Here is a 17,925-nt window from a genome sequence, read left to right on the forward strand (position 1 = left end):
TGATTCTTTACCATTGTGCGGCCCCAACCTCTGGCACAATGGCCCTGAATTGATCTTGTCTAAGAACGACCTATGACTATCCACCCCAAACTCCACCAAGCTTTTGCCCAGGGCCATGCGCTCAAAATTATTAGTGGTTTGACTAACTTTGATCGGACCAACGTTTTGGCCGTGGCCCAGGCGGCTCAGCAGGGCGGTGCCACATTTGTGGACATTGCTGCCGATGCTGATCTTGTGCGGCATGTGGGCCAGCATATTAGCCTGCCGATCTGTGTTTCCGCGATTGATCCTGAAGCATTTCTAGCGCCGGTGGCTGCCGGTGCAATGCTGATTGAAATCGGTAACTTTGATGCCTTCTATGCCCAGGGACTGACCTTTGGAGCCAAGGATGTGCTGGGGTTAACCCAGCGTACCCGTGAGCTATTGCCCCACATCCCGCTGTCGGTGACCGTCCCCCATACCCTGCCGTTAAACGAGCAGGTGCAGCTCGCCGAAGACCTGGTCAACCTAGGGGCAGACATCATTCAAACCGAGGGCGGTACCAGCACTCAGCCCATCCATGCTGGGAGTATAGGATTGATTGAAAAAGCCACCCCCACCTTGGCGGCGGCCCATGCCATTTCCCGAGCTGTGAGGATACCCGTGCTCTGTGCCTCTGGTATTTCGGATGTCACGGCCCCCATGGCGATCGCGGCGGGAGCTGCAGGTGTGGGTGTAGGCTCTGCAGTGAATAAGCTGAATAACGAAATTGCCATGGTTGCCGCTGTTCGCAGTTTGCGTGAATCGTTGCGGACGGTAACCCGTTCGACGGCCACAGTGTAAGGCCCTGTCTAATATTTAGAACTGGAACGGCGATCTAAAACCTTTCCAGTTCTATCGCCTGTCCTCAATCTATCGGACTGGCCAGTTTGATGGCCAGTCCGATAGATTGAGGACAGCTATTGTCATGGTTGTGTAGTGGTTGACACGGGAAAAACATGGGCAAACCACGGATTCGACCCATTGTCCTGGGATTGATTCAGCACCAGGGACATCTTTTTGTTAGTAAAGGTATCGACAAGGTTACAGACCAGGCGTTTTACCGTTTCTTAGGTGGGGGCATTGACTTTGGTGAAACCAGTATCGATGCCCTCAAGCGGGAATTTCAAGAAGAAATCCAGGCGGAACTGACCAATATTGAATATTTAACCTGTTTGGATAATCTTTTTACCTGCCATGGCAAACCTGGTCACGAGCTAATCCAGCTGTTTCGGTGTGATTTTGTCGACCCTGATTTTTATCATTTGGACCAGACCTATACCTTGATCGAAGGTGAGGATCGCCATGATGCGATCTGGATCCCGACAGATCAGGTGCAGGCAGGGGTACTAAACCTAGTACCTGAAAATTGCCATGCCTATATTTATGACTAAATTTATGACTCACCCTGATGGTTAGCTTTATGGCTGGGGCCCATAACTGGAGTCTGGGTGCTCTACATGGCCTGCTGTAGCAGGGTGGAAATCTGACGATTGCCCTGGGCCCTGGCCAAGCTTAAGGCACTGACTCCGCGCTCGCTGATGCGTGGATTAGCGCCATGATTCAATAGCAAGCTGACCAGTTCGATATTACCCATTTCCACTGCCCGGTACAGCGGATCTGCTTGGTTGGGGTCAGCGTTTCCCTCCAGTAGGAGCTGGGCAATGGCGATATTGCCAGATTCAACGGCTTTGTATAAGGGGGTAACTCCGGCCACCTGGGCATTGGCATTTGCTCCGCCCTGCAGTAGCAGTCTGACAATGGGAATGTTCCCCATTTCGGTGGCGCGATATAGCAGGGGGACACCGTAGTTAGTGCGGCGGTCGGGAGATGCGCCCGCATTGATCAAAATCTGTACTAGCTCGATATTGCCCATGTCAACGGCCCGACCCAAGGCGGTTTGTCCGCTTGCGCTGACCACATCTACTTCGGCCCCTCGGTCCACTAGGAGCTGAACCATGCCCTGGTTGCCCTGTTCGGTTGCGATCGCAACAGGATAGCCCACGTAGCGATTGCCCGTATCTACGTTGGCCCCCTGATCTAGGGCTAGTTTTGTCCGTTGGACATTGCCACTTTGAACAGCCTCTAACAGCTGTTGATCCAGGGATGGCAACCCAGCCTGCAACGAGTCTGCCTGGGCCATAGATTCAGCCAGTACTGATACCAGCCGTGTCGACTGTATTTGCATGAGTTGAGGATTCAGTGCGCTGATGGCCAATAGAGCACTGGCCCATTGAAGGATAGAGGTGCTTTTCACTATGGGTTCTAAACAGCAACATATCTACAGTCCATCAATGTCATCCTAAAGTTTCCCCTAGCCATAAAAGCCCACTAGCCTTCACTTTCCCCTTATCCATATAAGGCTTCATTCCTATTAGGGGGTGGTTATCCGTATGGTTAAATATGTGCGCCCAATAAAATAGGGGCGGCTGCGAACAACCTCCCCTACTCAATGAATCCTAACGGGCCGTTATCGCCACTGGCTGCTATCGAAACATGCTGCTGACAGAGCTTTCCTCGTGGATGCGCCAGATGGTTTCCCCCAGCAAGTTAGCAATGGTCAAGGTGGTGAGCTGGGCAAATTGCCGATCTGGGGGCACAGGGATGGTATTTGTCACAATCACCTCTTCAAAAATGCCGCTGGATAACCGTTCGACCGCAGGTGGGGAAAATACAGCGTGGGTAGCACAGGCATAAACCTGGCGGGCTCCCTGGGCACGCAGTAACCTCGCCCCTTCAGAGATAGTGCCACCTGTGTCGATCATATCGTCCACAAGGACGGCGGTTTTACCCTCCACATCCCCAATCAAATTCATTACTTCAGCCACATTGTGGGCCTGACGTCGTTTATCAATAATGGCCAATGGCGCATCATCTAAACGTTTAGCGATGGCGCGGGCACGGGCCACCCCACCCACATCGGGAGACACCACAACTAAGTCACTGAGACGTTTGCTGGCGAGATAATTGACCAATACGGGAGCACCATATATGTGATCGCAAGGGATATCGAAATACCCTTGAATCTGAGAGGAGTGTAAGTCCATCGCCAGAACACGGTTAGCGCCAGCTTGGGTAATGAGGTTAGCCACTAACTTGGCCGTAATGGATTCGCGACCAGCTGTCTTACGATCGGCACGGGCATAACCATAGTAGGGAATAACCGCTGTAATCTGACGGGCGGAAGCACGTCTACAGGCGTCGATCATGATGAGTAATTCCATCAGATGATCGTTGACCGGTCGACATGTGGGTTGAATCAGGTAAACATCACATCCACGGATGGACTCCTGGATTTGAACATACAGTTCACCATCGGCAAACTGCTTACGGACCATAGGTCCTAAGTCCATTCCTAGGTAGCGTGCAACTTCTTTAGAGAGAGCTGGATTGGATGAGCCCGAAAATAACTTCAGGCGACTCTTGTCTTCCAAAGTTGGCAGGGTGGCTGTAGCAGGCAGTGTTGCAGAGCTGATCACGGCAGGCCCTCGAATCATACTTGGCGAGTTCATGCAAATCGTAACATCGGTCTTAGAAAAATCTGAGCGTATTTTTCCTAAGTGAGATATTTCTTCGAAGCACCCTGGCATCTAACTGATATGTAGGAATTAGCGGCATAGCCAAATCCCATATATCGATAGCTCCATAGGCTAGATTATTTACCTACTTTATTGGCATTACACTTTATTGGCATTACATCGGATAACCTTTCAGTAATATCTCTGATTGCCCTAATGGATCTAAGACAATAAGACTGTGACTAACACAGCGGACAAATGCTTGCAAAGTTGGGCAATGAGTGACCATAGACGCCAGAGATTTTATATCTGAACTACCCAAGCATTGTCTGCATGTGATGACACCTAATCGATCTAGGGATGCTCGATGCTAATGCAAGGTTTTATCGTTCTAACCTAAACCCGCTCTTGTGCAGACATTTAGATGGTAGATGGCGATAAATCCACGGAATTTTAAAGAAATTTTTAAAGAAGACAATCGCTTGAGCCTTAAAGCCCATGCAAGTAAATTGTATCTTTGAATACAAATATGAGGCTAATCATATCAGAACTATTAGCCGTTAGTACAGTAATTGCTTTGGCTAATTTTTGAGGGTAAACCCATCGGGGACAGGGGCATCCTGCCAGGATGTTTGAGATTAAATCAGGCTGGGGATTCGCCCTGCCCAGAAGGTTAATCGATCAGCCATTCCGAAGCTCGTCTGCCCAAATCAATGGGAATGCTTACCGCTTTACCTAGCCTGGGGCGTTCCTTGGTTTGCTCAATGGCCGTTTGAATCTGAGTTAAACAACCCATCGCTTCTAGGTACAGCACAATGTCTTTTAAATGGGCCAGATATTCCTCCTCCTCCATGGGAAAAGAAACCTGTTCTAAGTAGCGCCACATGACTTGGAAAAAGACCTTGGTGGAGGTTTTACGGATTTGTACATCAAATGAGTAACCCCATTTATCGATCAGTAAGTTTTGGAAATCTTCGGGGGTCATAGCTCATTTATGGGGGCTCTTTTACATTTGTTTACACGATTTCAGATAGCGAACTATTCCTCGGTCAAGGTTGGAATGCCGTTCTTTAGCTCTCAAAGTACCGTTCTTTACGGTTGATCAGCTCCCATGGTGATAGCCGAATCAAGGGGGTTTGGGGCTTGTTCTGGATTTCACTACGGTGTGGACATTTGGCAAATAGCCGCTTTGGGACAACGATTGTAACGGCTAAACCCTGAGAAGAAAGGTTTATCTGAGACGGCAAAATGTAATAATACTCATAGCAATTTACAAACTTCTGTGACGGTACGGGCTGAAAATGTTGTCTGGCCAACGTTCACAAGCTTGTTTGCGCTGGGCAATGCAGCCTTTAGATTCATACTCGCATATATAGTCTGATAGTTATGGCTCAAGCTTCTGGAAACCCTGATGTCCCTGATTTAGGGCGTCGCCAATTTATGAATCTGCTCACATTCGGAGCAGCAACTGGTACGGCTGTGGGTGCTCTTTACCCCGTTGTGAAGTTTTTTTTGCCCCCGAGCAGTGGCTCGACTGGTGGCGGTCTCGTCGCTAAGGATGAACTGGGCAACGATGTGATCGCTAGCAGTTATTTGAAAACCCACGGCGCTGGTGACCGCTCTCTGGTTCAAGGTCTGAAGGGTGATCCAACGTATTTAGTTGTAACTGATGATGGTGCCATTGATAGCTACGCTGTCAATGCAGTCTGTACTCACTTAGGCTGTGTGGTGCCTTGGAATGCGGGTGCAAATAAGTTTATGTGCCCCTGCCACGGTTCTCAGTATGACTCTGCCGGCAAGGTGGTTCGTGGCCCGGCTCCCCTATCCCTGCCCTTGGCTCAAGCGGATGTGGGCAGTGATGACAAGGTGGTTTTGAGCCCTTGGACCGACACTGACTTTAGAACAGGCGATGCTCCCTGGTGGGCTTAGGCTTTCTATTTTTCTTGATTTCTCTCTACGTACTTGAATTGCTGGCGTGTGACGGATGAAATTTAATTTTTTAGGCGTGTTCAATAAGCTGGCTAAGGCCATTGTCTCTAGTGCTGTGGTTGCGATCGCAACCCTGGGGCTAGTAATGACTAATGCCCAATCGGCAGCCGCTTACCCCTTCTGGGCTCAAGAAAACTATGCAGTACCTCGGGAAGCCACTGGCAAGATTGTTTGTGCCAACTGCCACCTAGGTAAAAAGACCACTCAAATTGAAGTGCCCCAGGCGGTACTCCCCGACACCGTTTTTGAAGCGGTGGTTAAGGTGCCCTACGACCTCGATGCTCAGCAGGTATTGGGCGACGGTAGCAAAGGAGGTCTGAATGTAGGTGCTCTACTGATGCTGCCCGATGGGTTCACCTTGGCTCCTGAAGATCGCATTCCTGAGGAAATGAAGGAAGAGATTGGCGGTACCTTCTATACTCCTTACGACGACGAGCATCCCAACTGGCTGATCGTAGGCCCGGTGCCCGGTGAACAGTATCAGGAAATTATTTTCCCGGTACTTTCCCCCGACCCTAATGCTGATCAGAACGCTCACTTTGGTAAGTACCAGATTCATGTTGGTGGTAACCGTGGCCGTGGTCAGGTATATCCAACGGGTCAGGCCACGAATAATGTTGTTTACACTGCTTCCAAGGGCGGCACCATTACCGATATCGTCAAGGGTGACTACAGTACTGAAGTGACCATTCAGACTGCCGATGGTGTAATCGTCACTGAAAGTCTTCAGCCCGGACCAGAGCTGATTGTGTCCAAGGGTGATGCAGTGGCAGCGGGTGCTCCCCTGACTAACGACCCCAATGTGGGTGGTTTTGGTCAGCACGACACTGAGATTGTTCTACAGAGCCCCAACCGCATTAAAGGCCTTTTGGCTTTCCTAGCGGCTGCTGCTTTGACTCAGGTTATGCTGGTGCTGAAGAAGAAACAGGTTGAGACTGTTCAAGCGGCAAATGTGACCTTCTAAGGACGGTTTGGCTGCTCAACTCAGTTCGGAAATTTAATGGGGAGGGTGCCTTGGGCATCTTCCCTTTTTTAATGGGAAATGTTGATGGGAAATTGTATGGGATATCCTCCGAGAGTTAGGGAAACGCTTTCTCGGTATCGCCGCTGTCCCAAAGGGCTTACCATGGGAGACGATTAGGCCGAAAGGCCATGAGCCGTTAACTTTCCTTTTCAATGAGCGTAGTCCTTTACAACACCCTGTCTCGCCGCAAAGAACCGTTTCAGCCTTTGATTGCTGGGACCGCCAAGATTTACTGCTGCGGTGTGACGGTGTATGACTACTGTCACCTGGGCCATGCTCGCTGCTATGTGGTTTGGGATATTGTCCGTCGCTACCTACGGTGGCGGGGCTATGACGTGCTATATGTGCAAAATTTTACGGATATTGATGACAAAATTTTGAACCGTGCCCGTCAAGAAGGGACCACCATGGAGGCCATTTCCCAGCGTTACATTGAGGCCTACCACGAAGATATGGCTCGGCTCAATATTCTAGAAGCTGACGAATATACCTATGCCACCCACACCCTGGATGGGATCAAGCGGCTGATTGGGGAACTGGAGCAAAAGGGTTATGCCTATGCCGCTGGTGGCGATGTTTACTATAAAGTGCGTCAGTTTAAGGGCTATGGCAAGCTCTCAGGTCGCAAGCTAGATGACATGCAGGCCGGGGCCAGTGGTCGTGTGGGTGGAGATGAGACGAAAAAACAGGACCCGTTTGACTTTGCCCTATGGAAAGGGGCAAAGCCGGAGGAACCGGCCTGGGATTCCCCCTGGGGGGCAGGGCGACCGGGTTGGCACATTGAGTGCTCGGCCATGGTGCGCGATCGCTTGGGGGACACCATTGATATTCACATGGGGGGCGGGGATCTTACCTTTCCCCACCATGAAAATGAAATTGCCCAGTCGGAGGCGGCTACGGGGAAGCCCCTCTCCCAGTATTGGATGCACAACGGCATGGTGAATGTGAATGGGGAAAAGATGTCCAAATCTTTGGGTAACTTCACCACCATTCGGCAGCTGCTGGATGATGATGACGGACTGCATCCCATGGCCCTGAGGCTATTCCTGTGCCAGGCTCAGTACCGCAAGCCGGTGGACTTTACGGCGGATGCGATCGCATCCGCCACTAAAAGCTGGCAAACCTTCAAAGATGGTCTGTTGTTTGGCCATACCCATGGCCCCCAGCTAAATTGGGCTGACACCGTCCCCCTAGAACTCAACCGAGGGAGCGAGGTAGTACAGCGATTCCAGTCAGCGATGGATGATGACTTCAATACCTCTGAAGCCATAGCTGTCCTGTTTGAACTGGCCAAGGAATTGCGCCGCCAAGGCAACCTTTTGGTGCATGAGGGCAAAACCGATGGAGATAGCGTCTACCTCCAACATCAGTGGAGCACCCTGGTGGGTCTAGCCCAGGTGCTGGGTATAGAAGCCACACCGGACAGTAGCCCCAACCTCCAGGCAGGCCCCAGCGATGCTGAAATTGCCACCTTGATTGAACAACGATTGGCCGCTAAAAAGGCTAAGGACTTTGCCCTGTCGGATCAAATTCGGGATGATTTGACCGCCCAAGGAATCACGTTGATCGATAAGCCCGGCGGTGTAACGGAGTGGCATCGTTAGAATGCCCGAGCTCCAGTTTCTGGAGTTTCAGCTTCTGGAGTTCCAGTTTCTGAAGTTCTAGTTAATTGAATAGGAGATCGCCATGCTTGTTATCCTGCCTATCAGATCATGGAGTCGCAGTCTTTAAAGGCCATACTCCTCAAGCACCGCATCATCCAAATCATCCACGGAAGCCGCATCCATAATCTCTGAACACATATCGTGCAGATCTTGATGGCGTTGCCGACGGGACGTGCGGCGATATTTCTTGGCCTCTAGCTTGGGCTCATGCATTACCTGGCCATCGCTGCCCATTTTCACTTTTTCACTGGCTTCCATATCCGGGCGATGGTCCAGCTGTTGCTGGTGCTGTAGCACCTCATCCAATAAGGATAGGTAGTAGCCGTAGCGTTCCCAGTCCCCTTTGACGCCACAGCCCGGCTCATCTCGATGGAGGCAGTTGTTGAACTGACATTGGCCTCGGCGCTGACGCACCTCCGGGAAGCAGTCCATTAATGTCTCCACCGTGCAGGTGACATCGGGTTGATTAAACCCAGGGGTGTCGGCTAGCAGCCCCCCCGTGGGTAGCTCAAACAGTTCCACATGGCGGGTAGTATGACGTCCTCGGCCCAGCTTGCCGGATACCGTATTGGTGCGGGCTTCCACATCGGGCACCAGACGATTTAAGAGGCTGGATTTACCTACCCCTGAGGGTCCGGCCACAACGCTCACCCGATGCTGCAAGGCCTCCGTCAGGGGCCGGGGAAGATTTTTATCATTCCGTACGCTGATCAGTAGAGGGTCATAGCCCCAACTCCGCAGTCGAGTCTGCCAATGGTCGATGGCTGACCCAGGCAACAAGTCTTGTTTATTCAGACACAGGGTGACGGGAATGCCGGTGGACTCTGCTTTGACTAAAAATCGACTGAGTTGGGCGGGGTCTAGGTTCGGTTCGGCGAGGGCAAATACCAGCAGAATTTGGTCCACATTGGAAATCGGTGGACGGTCAAGCAGGTTAGAGCGGGGGTGGATGGTTGCGATCGCGCCACGGCAATCCTGCCAATCCATCTCCTCCACCAGCACCCGATCGCCCACCACCACCTGCTGCCCGAGCTTTTTCAACCGGGCTCGACGGGTACACAAAAAATAGAGTGGTTTGGGCCCCTCTAAAGCCAGCCTTACCTGATAGTAATTTGCCTGACAAGCAACCACTGTACCTAGTGCAGATAAAGGCCTAGGTGGTTCTAATGCTCCCCTCATGCCGGAGGTCGTCTGACCTGAAGCATAAAGTAGCCTTCGGCGTTTGACTCTAACTCTTCAATCAAAAAACCTTCCGAACGCAAGCTATCAGGCACTTGCTCCACAGGCTCACCCGCATCCAACCAAACTTCCAGAAGTTCTCCTACGGGCATGCGCTGTAATTTGAGCTTAGTCCGCACAAAATTCAGGGGGCAGGGAGTCCCACGCAAATCTAATGTTTCATCAGGTCTATTTAAGACATCGGTCATAGTCTGAAGCCCCTCGCATCGGTATTAGCCTTTAAATAAGCCGCCTAAAAATCCCTCAAGCCCCTTTTTGGAAATGGAATCACCCCTCACCTCTGCCAGTTTTGCCAGGAGCTCACGTTCTTCCGCTTTAATGCGAGTAGGAATATCAACCATGATCGTCAGCAAATGATTGCCACGACTCACCGGATTACCCAATTTCGGCACACCCCGATTCTCAAGGGTCAACACCGTACTGGGCTGGGTCCCCGAGGGTACGTGGACTTCCACAGGCCCATCTACCGTTTCCACCTGAAGGTCACAGCCCAAAATTGCCTGTAAGTAACTGATCTTCAAGTCCGACAAGACATTGATCCCGTCCCGCTTAAAGTTGCTATGCTCCTTAACAAACAAATAAACATAGAGATCTCCCGGGGGACCACTCCGCATGCCCGCGTCCCCTTCATTGGAAACCCTGAGCCGAGTACCATTATCCACCCCAGCTGGAACCGTTATTTTCAGCTTTTTAGTTTCCTGTTTTCGTCCGGCTCCACCACAAACTTCACACCGATCCTCAACAACCTCACCGGTGCCGTTACATGTTGGACAGGCTGAAACCTGAGTAAAACTCCCAAAGGGTGTTCGGGTTGCCCGCCGCACTTGCCCAGAGCCGCTACAGGTGGAACAGGTGCGCGGCCGAGTGCCCGGCTTTGCCCCCGATCCTTTACAGGTCATACAGTTTTCTAGATGGCTAATCTTGATTTCTTTTTCGCCACCAAAAATCGCCTCAGAAAAATCTAATTTCAAATCAAGCCGCAAATCATCCCCGCGCATGGGGCCGCGTCGCTTGGTCTGGGTCTGACCACCGGAAAACCCACTAAAAAAGCTCTCAAAGATATCGGCGAAGCCGCCCATATCCGCAAAATCTTGAAACCCTGCACCACCAGAAGCTGCGCCACCTACGCCAGCTTCCCCAAATCGATCATACCGAGCCCTGATTTCAGGCTCAGATAGCACCTCGTAAGCTCGGTTAATTTCCTTAAATTTATCTTCCGCCCCAGCATCTTTATTGACATCAGGGTGATACTTACGTGCCAGTCGGCGATAAGCGCGCTTGACCTCATCCTGATCGGCTCCCCGGGAAACACCGAGTACCTCATAGTAATCACGAGCCATAGAATGCTAGCTTAACAACGACAACTGGAAATCTATCCCACCATTTTACGTAAACACGGCACATTGCTGATTCGCAATTCCCGTACTCCCATCATTCGGTTATTATTCTATCGCCTCATAATCAGCTGTAATTGTTGCGTCCAAGTCAAACTCGGGTTCACCTGCTAACAGATCTATGGCATCAGGGGTGGCATCGGCGGCCACAGGTTCCTTTGCTCTGGATTTTCCATCGCTACCTGACTCTGATGACATATCTGGAGTGGTCTCACCCCCAGCAATGTCAAAATTATCCTCTGGATTGACCTGACGATACATCTCAGCGCCAATGGCAAAAATAATCTGCTGTAATCCATCCAGAGCTGTCTGAAGTTCCTCTGGTGTAATTTCCTTATTGCTTACAGCGGCTCTGAGGGTAACTTCTGCCTCTTGACCTTGAGCTTTGCGTTCGTCGCTGATCCACTCAGCATTTTCCCGCATCGTTGTTTCGTAGCTGTAGAAGAGGGCGTCAGCCTTATTGATCATTTCAGCTACTACCTTCCGACGCTCATCGTCGTCAGCATAGGCTTCTGCCTCTTCCCGCATCTTGTCAATTTCACTGGCTGTTAGGCCGCCAGTATTTGTGATGCGAATGCTTTGGGCTCTACCTGTGCCCTTATCCTTCGCCGCTACCTGCAGAATGCCGTCAGCATCAATTTCAAAGGACACCTCAATTTGCGGTATCCCTCTGGGAGCAGGTGGAATCCCCGTCAATTCGAATCGTCCCAGGCTTTTATTGTCTCGAGCCATAGCCCGCTCACCCTGTAAGGCATGTACCTCCACAGAGGTCTGCCCATCGGTAGCAGTGGAAAAAGTTTGTGATTTACTGGTGGGAATGGTGGTGTTCCGCTCAATGACCTTGGTAAATACTTCGCCTAAGGTTTCGATGCCAAGGGATAAAGGGGTGACGTCCAGCAAGAGCAGATCCTTGACTTCACCGCCTAAGACCCCTGCTTGAATCGAGGCCCCCAAAGCCACGGCCTCATCCGGATTAACAGAGCGATCGGGAGTTTTGCCATTAAAGTAATCCGTAATCGCTTTTTGGACGGCTGGAATGCGGGTAGAGCCGCCCACTAATAGGATGCGATCAATGTCGTCTGGCGTTAGTTCGGCATCTTTGAGGGCCTGAGCTACCGGCTCTAACGTTGCGGCGACCAGGGGCTTGGCCAACTCTTCAAACTGGTTGCGGGATAGTTCAGCCTCCAAATGCTTGGGCCCGGTTTCATCCGCTGCAATAAAGGGCAAATTAATTGACGTATTCGCTCGACTAGATAATTCTATTTTAGACTTTTCAGCTGCTTCCCGGATACGCTGTAAAGCCATGCGATCCGTGGACAGATCCATGCCCTCTTGCTCTCTGAACTGATCTAAGAGAGCTGTGACGATGCTGTTATCAAAATCATCGCCACCCAGATGGTTATTCCCAGAGGTGGCCTTTACTTCAAAGACGCCATCCCCCAGCTGTAGGATCGAAACATCAAACGTACCACCACCCAAGTCAAATACCAAAACCGTCTGATCTTGGTCTAACTTGTCCATGCCATAGGACAAGGCGGCAGCCGTCGGCTCATTGATAATCCTTAGGACTTCAAGACCCGCAATTTTGCCCGCATCCTTTGTTGCCTGGCGTTGGGCATCAGTAAAATAGGCTGGCACCGTAATCACAGCCTGGGTAACCTCTTCGCCAAGGTAGGCTTCAGCATCCTGCTTTAACTTCTGCAGGGTCATAGCAGAAACTTCTTGAGGCGTATAAGCTTTTCCCCGAATCAAAACATCCACGGTGTCATCTTTACCGCGAACACAGGTATAAGGAACCCGTGTTCGCTCACTGGATGTATCTTCCCAACGACGACCGATAAAGCGTTTAATACTGTAAACAGTATTTTCTGCATTGGTTACAGCCTGACGCTTAGCCAACTGCCCAACTAGGCGTTCCCCATTTTTGGCAAAACCAACAATGCTGGGCATTGTACGTCCGCCTTCTGTGTTGGTTATAACCTCAGGTTTACCACCTTCTAGAACTGCAACGCAGCTATTAGTAGTTCCTAAATCAATGCCAATAACTTTTCCCATAAGGGCCTGCTCACTCTAGAGAACCGTTTATTTCTTTAAAAGATATAGATATCCACCTATCAATTAGATGGTTAATAGCTTGAAGGTAAACCGATGCGGTTATTAATCAACTTGAAGTCGATTAACAGCCTATGCAGATTTACCAGGTCGAAAGCATTTCTTAACCCCTAATCATAGGGACAGACTGATAAATAAGCTTAAGTAAAAATTGCCATACAGTTACACCCTGGACCTAACAACATACCTGCAAGAAATATTTGCAGTAAGTGTCCTAGCAGACGCTATGTCAGTAGCCCTCTCATATAAATACAATACCCAAAACGATAAATTCTAACAAAGCATCTCGATATTCAAGAAAGCTTCATAACTGAGCTAACAGAAGACTAGCTCGATCAGCTGGGGCTCCAAGTTTGCTTTTTCATGATCCTTCAAACTAGTCCTCAAGGGGTGTAGCGACTTTGACCATGGCATGACGCAGGACTCGCTCGCCTAAAACGTACCCTTTGACTAATTCCTCAATAACTGTGCCGTCAGCATGTTCATCGGTGGGTTGCCGCATTACTGCTTCATGGAGATTGGGATCAAACTCTTTACCTTCAGCCCGCATAGGGGCTACTCCGACCCGCTTTAATCCTTCAACTAACTGCTTGTAGACACTTTGATAGCTTTTGTGAACAGCCATTTCCCCCTCATTTTGAGGTTTGATTTGGGCGCGAGCACGCTCAAAGTTATCAACCGCCTCTAACAGATTGCTAATCGTATTACACTTAATCTGAACTTCAAGATCTTCTTTCTCGCGACTGGTGCGCTTACGGAAATTCTCAAAATCAGCTGTGAGTCTTAGATATTGGCTGTTTCTATCTTCTAACTGACCTTTGAGTTGAGCGATCTGGGCTTCTAATTCAGCAACCGTTGCTGTGGCGGATTCAGCATTGTCCGTAGTGTCAGCATCAGAGGGATCTATCGCCTCACCATCTTCAGGATTAGCTTCAGAAAACTCATTCTCAAAATTAATTTCGATGTCGGCGTCTTCAAGTTTAAGTTCTTCGATATCGACATCTGTCTCATTCACCATGTTAGAGACTTCATCGTCTTCCATCGCACTACCTTCTGCCGGATTAACGTCCTCTACCATCGTTTAACCTCATCAATAACAGAACTCAGGGGTAACATTTGCCTTAGACGATGATATTTTAAGCGAGTTGCACCCAACCCAGGACATCTTGATCAACTGGAAAAATTCATGGGTTGAGCAAACATGAATGTATCACCAACCTGAGCTGCAGGATTCATTCATCTTAGCGGTATCACGATAGTGCATTTTGTAACGTAATGACTATATGAAAATAAGACCTATCTTCATACCGCATTGCTAACCTTAAGCATTTTCCTACGGCTTAAGGTTAGCAATGCGGCTAGCTGGATACCAATGTTCAAGCTATTATCGGGAGATAGAGCAGCAATTATTATGCGATATGCTGTGAAAATTAGAATAACCCTATTCATCGGATTAGGTATTTTCCCCTATAGCTGTCTATAGAAAAGCGTTTTGTGGGCAACCTTCTGTAAGGATTTTCTGCGGCGACTATGACCAATTCCTCATCATCTCGGAAAGCGCTTGTTCTACAAAGAAGCTTTTCTCCGTTTAGTAATCAGCTTATTCAGGCAGGGTATGTCGATACAGACCAAATGCAGCAAGCATTGGTTGAAAGTCGGAAATCAGGCCGTTCATTAACGGATGTTTTAGAGTCAGTAACAGGTCAGCAACTCAGTCCAGAACTCTTACGCCAGTATAAAAAGCAGCAGCTATTTGAGCTGAAAATCCTCTATGGGGTTGAGTCATTAGATCCTGAGATTGAAAGCGTTTCTGACACTAAAGTTGGCAATCTAATTGACGACCTCATTCCAGTAGATATTTGTCGTCGTCATCGACTGCTCCCGCTGTCTCAAACGACTCAAGATGGTGTTTCTACTGTGCTAGTGGCCATGGTAGATCCAGAAAACTTGGAAGCCCAAGACGACCTCAACCGAATTCTGCGACCGAAAAGCCTGAAGCTGCGTCGCATGGTCATTACCGTTGAAGATTATCAACGGATGATTTCAGCCTATCTAGATGATCAGGTCGCCAAGGAAAAACAGCGAGATTTTGAGCAGGCTGTTGATGTTAATTCTAACTTAGATGAGCTGGATCTCGATGGTGCTGATCTCCAAGAATCCCTGGATGAAGAGGCTGACTTGGGAGAAGCGTTACAAGATGCCGGGGCAGCTCCTGTCATTGCGTTAGTGAATAAGGTATTGGTTAAAGCTCTCCAGGAGGGGGCTTCCGATATTCACGTTGAACCCCAAGAGGAGTTTTTGCGGATTAGATTTCGGCGTGATGGTGTTTTACGTCAGGCATTTCAGGGTTTGCCTAAGAAAATTATTCCAGCGGTCACAGCACGTTTTAAGATTATTTCTGAGCTAGATATTGCTGAAAGACGAGTTCCCCAGGACGGTCGAATTCGTAGAGTTTTTCAAGGGCGTAAGGTTGATTTCCGAGTTAGCACCATACCCAGTCGCTATGGCGAAAAGGTAGTGCTACGAATTCTAGATAATACGACTACCCAGCTGGGTTTAGATAAACTGATTACCGACGATGAAACCCTCCAAATCGTTCGGGATATGACCAGCGCCCCCTATGGTTTGATCCTGGTGACGGGACCGACTGGGTCGGGTAAGACCACCACACTATATTCAGTGCTATCGGAGCGTAACGATCCTGGAGTTAATATCAGTACGGCGGAAGACCCGATTGAGTACGCTTTGCCTGGTATCACCCAGGTGCAAGTGATTCGTGAAAAAGGAATGAACTTTCCTTTGATTTTACGAGCATTCTTGCGGCAAGACCCCGATGTGATTCTTGTGGGTGAGACCCGTGACTCTGAAACGGCTAAAACGGCGATTGAGGCTGCTCTGACTGGCCACTTAGTGCTCACAACGTTGCACACTAATGATGCGGCTGGGGCGATCTCTCGTCTCAATGAAATGGAGGTCGAGGCGTTCCAAGTCTCTAGCTCGCTGGTTGGGGTTCTGGCCCAGCGTTTAGTACGTAAGGTTTGTGGTGATTGTCGCATACCCTATTCCCCTAGTAGTGAGGAATTAGCTCGCTTTGGACTAAGTTCTGCCAGGGGGGATATTACTTTTTACCGGGCGAATGTAGTTTCCCCCGAGCAAGTTGATGCGGCGCAAGCTGAAAGTGGGCTATGTCAAACTTGTCAAGGCTCCGGCTACAAAGGGCGAGTTGGGGTGTATGAAGTGATGCGTATTACCGAAAACTTGCAGCGGATGATTTCGGATGGGGCTCCTGCAGAACATATTAAAGAAGTTGCTGTTGAAGAAGGAATGCAAACTCTGTTGTCTTATAGCCTCAAGCTGGTGGAGCAAGGTTATACCACCCTAGAGGAGGTAGAGCGTGTAACCTTTACCGATACGGGGTTGGAAGCTGAACTCAAAGCAAGGCGTAAAACTGTCTTGAGCTGCACTACCTGTAATGCTGAACTGCACCACGACTGGCTGGATTGTCCCTACTGCCTAACGCCTCGTTTTCAAAGTAGCGAGGCTAAGTAGAGTGCTCAAACTAGCTAGATGTAATTCATGGTGTCAGAGTGGGTAAACTCATCTCCATTGATTATGTCTAGACCTCGGACCTAGGCCTACTGGCATTGCTCTGTGACTTTCTTAAGATTTTTGTTTATACCGTTCTTGTAACTATCTACCTGAGGTGGCCCCATGGAAATGATGATCGAAGACTTGATGGAAGAAGTGGTTGAACGGGGAGGCTCCGATCTCCACCTTTCAGCGGGCCTACCTCCTTATATTCGAGTTAGTGGTCATCTCACTCCAACTGAGCACCCTCCCATGACGCCTGAACAGTGTCAGCGGCTAATTTTTAGCATGTTGAACAATTCGCAGCGAAAAAGTTTGGAGCAAAATTGGGAGTTAGATTGTTCCTATGGCGTGAAGGGGCTAGCGCGCTTTCGCGTCAATGTGTATAAGGATAGGGGGACCTACGCCGCCTGTCTGCGAGCCCTAAGCTCTAAAATCCCTACTGTTGAGCTGTTGGGTCTGCCTGAGATCGTTATTGAGCTTGCCCGCCAGCCCCGTGGACTGATTCTAGTGACTGGGCCGACCGGTTCTGGTAAGTCAACCACATTGGCTTCCATGATCAATGACATTAATAACACTAGGGCTGAGCACATTCTGACGGTTGAGGATCCGATTGAATTTGTATACGAACCGATTAAAAGTCTGATCCATCAGCGTCAGATTGGGGAAGACACAAAAAGTTTTGCGAATGCTCTTAGGGCTGCTCTTCGGGAAGATCCTGATGTGATTTTGGTGGGGGAGATGCGAGACTTAGAAACCATATCCCTAGCGATTTCGGCTGCGGAAACGGGGCACTTAGTCTTTGGGACGTTGCATACCAGCTCTGCTGCCCAGACCGTGGACCGGATGATCGATGTTTTTCCTCCGGAACAGCAACAGCAAGTTAGGGTGCAGCTGTCTAACTCTTTGGTCGCGGTGCTGAGTCAAACCCTTGTGCCCAAGGCCAATCCTAAGCCTGGCGAATTTGGCCGGGTGATGGCTCAGGAGATTATGGTGATCACACCAGCTATTTCGAACTTGATTCGAGAAGGTAAGACGGCTCAGATTTATGGGGCTATTCAGACTGGCGGTAAGTTAGGGATGAAAACCTTGGAGATGGTTCTAGCCGACTTGTACAAATCTGGCACGATCAGTTTTGAGGAAGCGATCGGTAAGTCATCTCGAGCTGATGAACTGCAACGTTTGATTAATGCCGGTGGTGCTGGTGGTGGTGCTGATGGTACAGGTCAGGCACAGCGTGGACGCTCGACGACGGGGGTCCGGCGTTAATTGAAAGCCAAGACCTGAAATTACTCTGGTCTAATTTTAATTGGGGGTTGCCTAAAAATGAGGTGGCACTGTATAAAGCCTTCAATGACTTTTAAGCATAAAACTTTGCA

General features: G+C 49.6%; 15 protein-coding genes. 7 read left to right on the top strand and 8 right to left on the bottom strand.

The genetic code is table 11. The features are described from left to right. Nucleotides 1–72: 72 nt before the first annotated feature. Together VB741_RS05100 and VB741_RS05105 are read left to right on the top strand one after the other, a co-directional pair. Nucleotides 73–822 (top strand): DUF561 domain-containing protein, encoded by a 750-nt coding sequence (locus VB741_RS05100; protein WP_323364065.1) that lies wholly within the window; start codon nucleotides 73–75, stop codon nucleotides 820–822. A gap of 155 nt (nucleotides 823–977) precedes the next feature. After that, nucleotides 978–1,412, top strand: a complete 435-nt coding sequence (locus VB741_RS05105; protein WP_323364066.1) for an NUDIX hydrolase — start codon at nucleotides 978–980, stop codon at nucleotides 1,410–1,412. Between the two features lie 62 nt (nucleotides 1,413–1,474). Here the strand turns inward: VB741_RS05105 and VB741_RS05110 are convergent, their stop codons facing one another. The 3 genes from VB741_RS05110 to VB741_RS05120 all read right to left on the bottom strand — a co-directional run bounded on the left by VB741_RS05110 (nucleotide 1,475) and on the right by VB741_RS05120 (nucleotide 4,521). Continuing rightward, nucleotides 1,475–2,275, bottom strand: a complete 801-nt coding sequence (locus VB741_RS05110) for an ankyrin repeat domain-containing protein (protein ID WP_323364067.1) — start codon at nucleotides 2,273–2,275, stop codon at nucleotides 1,475–1,477. 229 nt (nucleotides 2,276–2,504) lie between these two features. Beyond that, on the bottom strand, nucleotides 2,505–3,515 hold the full coding sequence (locus tag VB741_RS05115) for a ribose-phosphate pyrophosphokinase (protein ID WP_442786293.1): 1,011 nt from the start codon (nucleotides 3,513–3,515) through the stop codon (nucleotides 2,505–2,507). A 694-nt stretch (nucleotides 3,516–4,209) separates the two neighbouring features. Further along, a complete protein-coding gene (locus VB741_RS05120; RefSeq protein ID WP_323364068.1) occupies nucleotides 4,210–4,521 on the bottom strand; it encodes a DUF3067 family protein in 312 nt (103 codons plus the stop codon). A 401-nt stretch (nucleotides 4,522–4,922) separates the two neighbouring features. On the opposite strand from VB741_RS05120, the gene petC reads away from it, so the two are divergent. The 3 genes from petC to cysS all read left to right on the top strand — a co-directional run bounded on the left by petC (nucleotide 4,923) and on the right by cysS (nucleotide 8,153). After that, entirely contained in the window at nucleotides 4,923–5,465 is a 543-nt protein-coding gene (gene petC, locus VB741_RS05125; RefSeq protein WP_323364069.1) for a cytochrome b6-f complex iron-sulfur subunit, read from the top strand. A gap of 55 nt (nucleotides 5,466–5,520) precedes the next feature. After that, complete coding sequence (gene petA / locus VB741_RS05130) at nucleotides 5,521–6,489, top strand: cytochrome f (RefSeq protein WP_323364070.1); 969 nt, start codon at nucleotides 5,521–5,523, stop codon at nucleotides 6,487–6,489. 212 nt (nucleotides 6,490–6,701) lie between these two features. After that, nucleotides 6,702–8,153, top strand: a complete 1,452-nt coding sequence (gene cysS, locus VB741_RS05135; protein ID WP_323364071.1) for a cysteine--tRNA ligase — start codon at nucleotides 6,702–6,704, stop codon at nucleotides 8,151–8,153. A 123-nt stretch (nucleotides 8,154–8,276) separates the two neighbouring features. On the opposite strand, the gene rsgA is transcribed toward cysS, so the two are convergent. The 5 genes from rsgA to grpE all read right to left on the bottom strand — a co-directional run bounded on the left by rsgA (nucleotide 8,277) and on the right by grpE (nucleotide 14,036). Next, nucleotides 8,277–9,392 carry a small ribosomal subunit biogenesis GTPase RsgA gene (gene rsgA, locus VB741_RS05140; protein ID WP_323364072.1) on the bottom strand — a complete coding sequence of 372 codons (1,116 nt, stop codon included), beginning with the start codon at nucleotides 9,390–9,392 and terminating at the stop codon, nucleotides 8,277–8,279. Continuing rightward, entirely contained in the window at nucleotides 9,389–9,640 is a 252-nt protein-coding gene (locus VB741_RS05145; RefSeq protein ID WP_323364073.1) for a sulfurtransferase TusA family protein, read from the bottom strand. Before VB741_RS05145 ends, rsgA begins: the two co-directional genes overlap by 4 nt. 24 nt (nucleotides 9,641–9,664) lie before the next feature. Then, nucleotides 9,665–10,792, bottom strand: a complete 1,128-nt coding sequence (gene dnaJ, locus VB741_RS05150; RefSeq protein ID WP_323364074.1) for a molecular chaperone DnaJ — start codon at nucleotides 10,790–10,792, stop codon at nucleotides 9,665–9,667. 102 nt (nucleotides 10,793–10,894) lie between these two features. Further along, on the bottom strand, nucleotides 10,895–12,901 hold the full coding sequence (gene dnaK, locus VB741_RS05155) for a molecular chaperone DnaK (RefSeq protein ID WP_323364075.1): 2,007 nt from the start codon (nucleotides 12,899–12,901) through the stop codon (nucleotides 10,895–10,897). Between the two features lie 433 nt (nucleotides 12,902–13,334). Beyond that, nucleotides 13,335–14,036: a nucleotide exchange factor GrpE gene (gene grpE / locus VB741_RS05160; protein ID WP_323364076.1), complete on the bottom strand. Its 702-nt coding sequence runs from the start codon at nucleotides 14,034–14,036 to the stop codon at nucleotides 13,335–13,337. Between the two features lie 452 nt (nucleotides 14,037–14,488). On the opposite strand from grpE, the gene VB741_RS05165 reads away from it, so the two are divergent. Both VB741_RS05165 and VB741_RS05170 read left to right on the top strand, forming a co-directional pair. Next, complete coding sequence (locus VB741_RS05165) at nucleotides 14,489–16,507, top strand: GspE/PulE family protein (protein ID WP_323364077.1); 2,019 nt, start codon at nucleotides 14,489–14,491, stop codon at nucleotides 16,505–16,507. A 162-nt stretch (nucleotides 16,508–16,669) separates the two neighbouring features. Next, entirely contained in the window at nucleotides 16,670–17,815 is a 1,146-nt protein-coding gene (locus VB741_RS05170; protein ID WP_323364078.1) for a type IV pilus twitching motility protein PilT, read from the top strand. Nucleotides 17,816–17,925: the final 110 nt, after the last annotated feature.

The organism is Leptothoe sp. PORK10 BA2 (assembly GCF_034932105.1).
Taxonomy (GTDB): domain Bacteria; phylum Cyanobacteriota; class Cyanobacteriia; order Phormidesmidales; family Phormidesmidaceae; genus Leptothoe.

Coding starts and splice junctions, on each gene's coding strand:
- VB741_RS05170 (WP_323364078.1), top strand. CDS start 16,670: ATGGAAATGATGATCGAAGACTTGATGGAAGAAGTGGTTGAACGGGGA.
- dnaK (WP_323364075.1), bottom strand. CDS start 12,901: ATGGGAAAAGTTATTGGCATTGATTTAGGAACTACTAATAGCTGCGTT.
- petC (WP_323364069.1), top strand. CDS start 4,923: ATGGCTCAAGCTTCTGGAAACCCTGATGTCCCTGATTTAGGGCGTCGC.
- rsgA (WP_323364072.1), bottom strand. CDS start 9,392: ATGAGGGGAGCATTAGAACCACCTAGGCCTTTATCTGCACTAGGTACA.
- VB741_RS05145 (WP_323364073.1), bottom strand. CDS start 9,640: ATGACCGATGTCTTAAATAGACCTGATGAAACATTAGATTTGCGTGGG.
- VB741_RS05120 (WP_323364068.1), bottom strand. CDS start 4,521: ATGACCCCCGAAGATTTCCAAAACTTACTGATCGATAAATGGGGTTAC.
- VB741_RS05115 (WP_442786293.1), bottom strand. CDS start 3,515: ATGATTCGAGGGCCTGCCGTGATCAGCTCTGCAACACTGCCTGCTACA.
- VB741_RS05105 (WP_323364066.1), top strand. CDS start 978: ATGGGCAAACCACGGATTCGACCCATTGTCCTGGGATTGATTCAGCAC.
- grpE (WP_323364076.1), bottom strand. CDS start 14,036: ATGGTAGAGGACGTTAATCCGGCAGAAGGTAGTGCGATGGAAGACGAT.
- VB741_RS05100 (WP_323364065.1), top strand. CDS start 73: ATGACTATCCACCCCAAACTCCACCAAGCTTTTGCCCAGGGCCATGCG.
- cysS (WP_323364071.1), top strand. CDS start 6,702: ATGAGCGTAGTCCTTTACAACACCCTGTCTCGCCGCAAAGAACCGTTT.
- VB741_RS05165 (WP_323364077.1), top strand. CDS start 14,489: ATGACCAATTCCTCATCATCTCGGAAAGCGCTTGTTCTACAAAGAAGC.
- dnaJ (WP_323364074.1), bottom strand. CDS start 10,792: ATGGCTCGTGATTACTATGAGGTACTCGGTGTTTCCCGGGGAGCCGAT.
- petA (WP_323364070.1), top strand. CDS start 5,521: ATGAAATTTAATTTTTTAGGCGTGTTCAATAAGCTGGCTAAGGCCATT.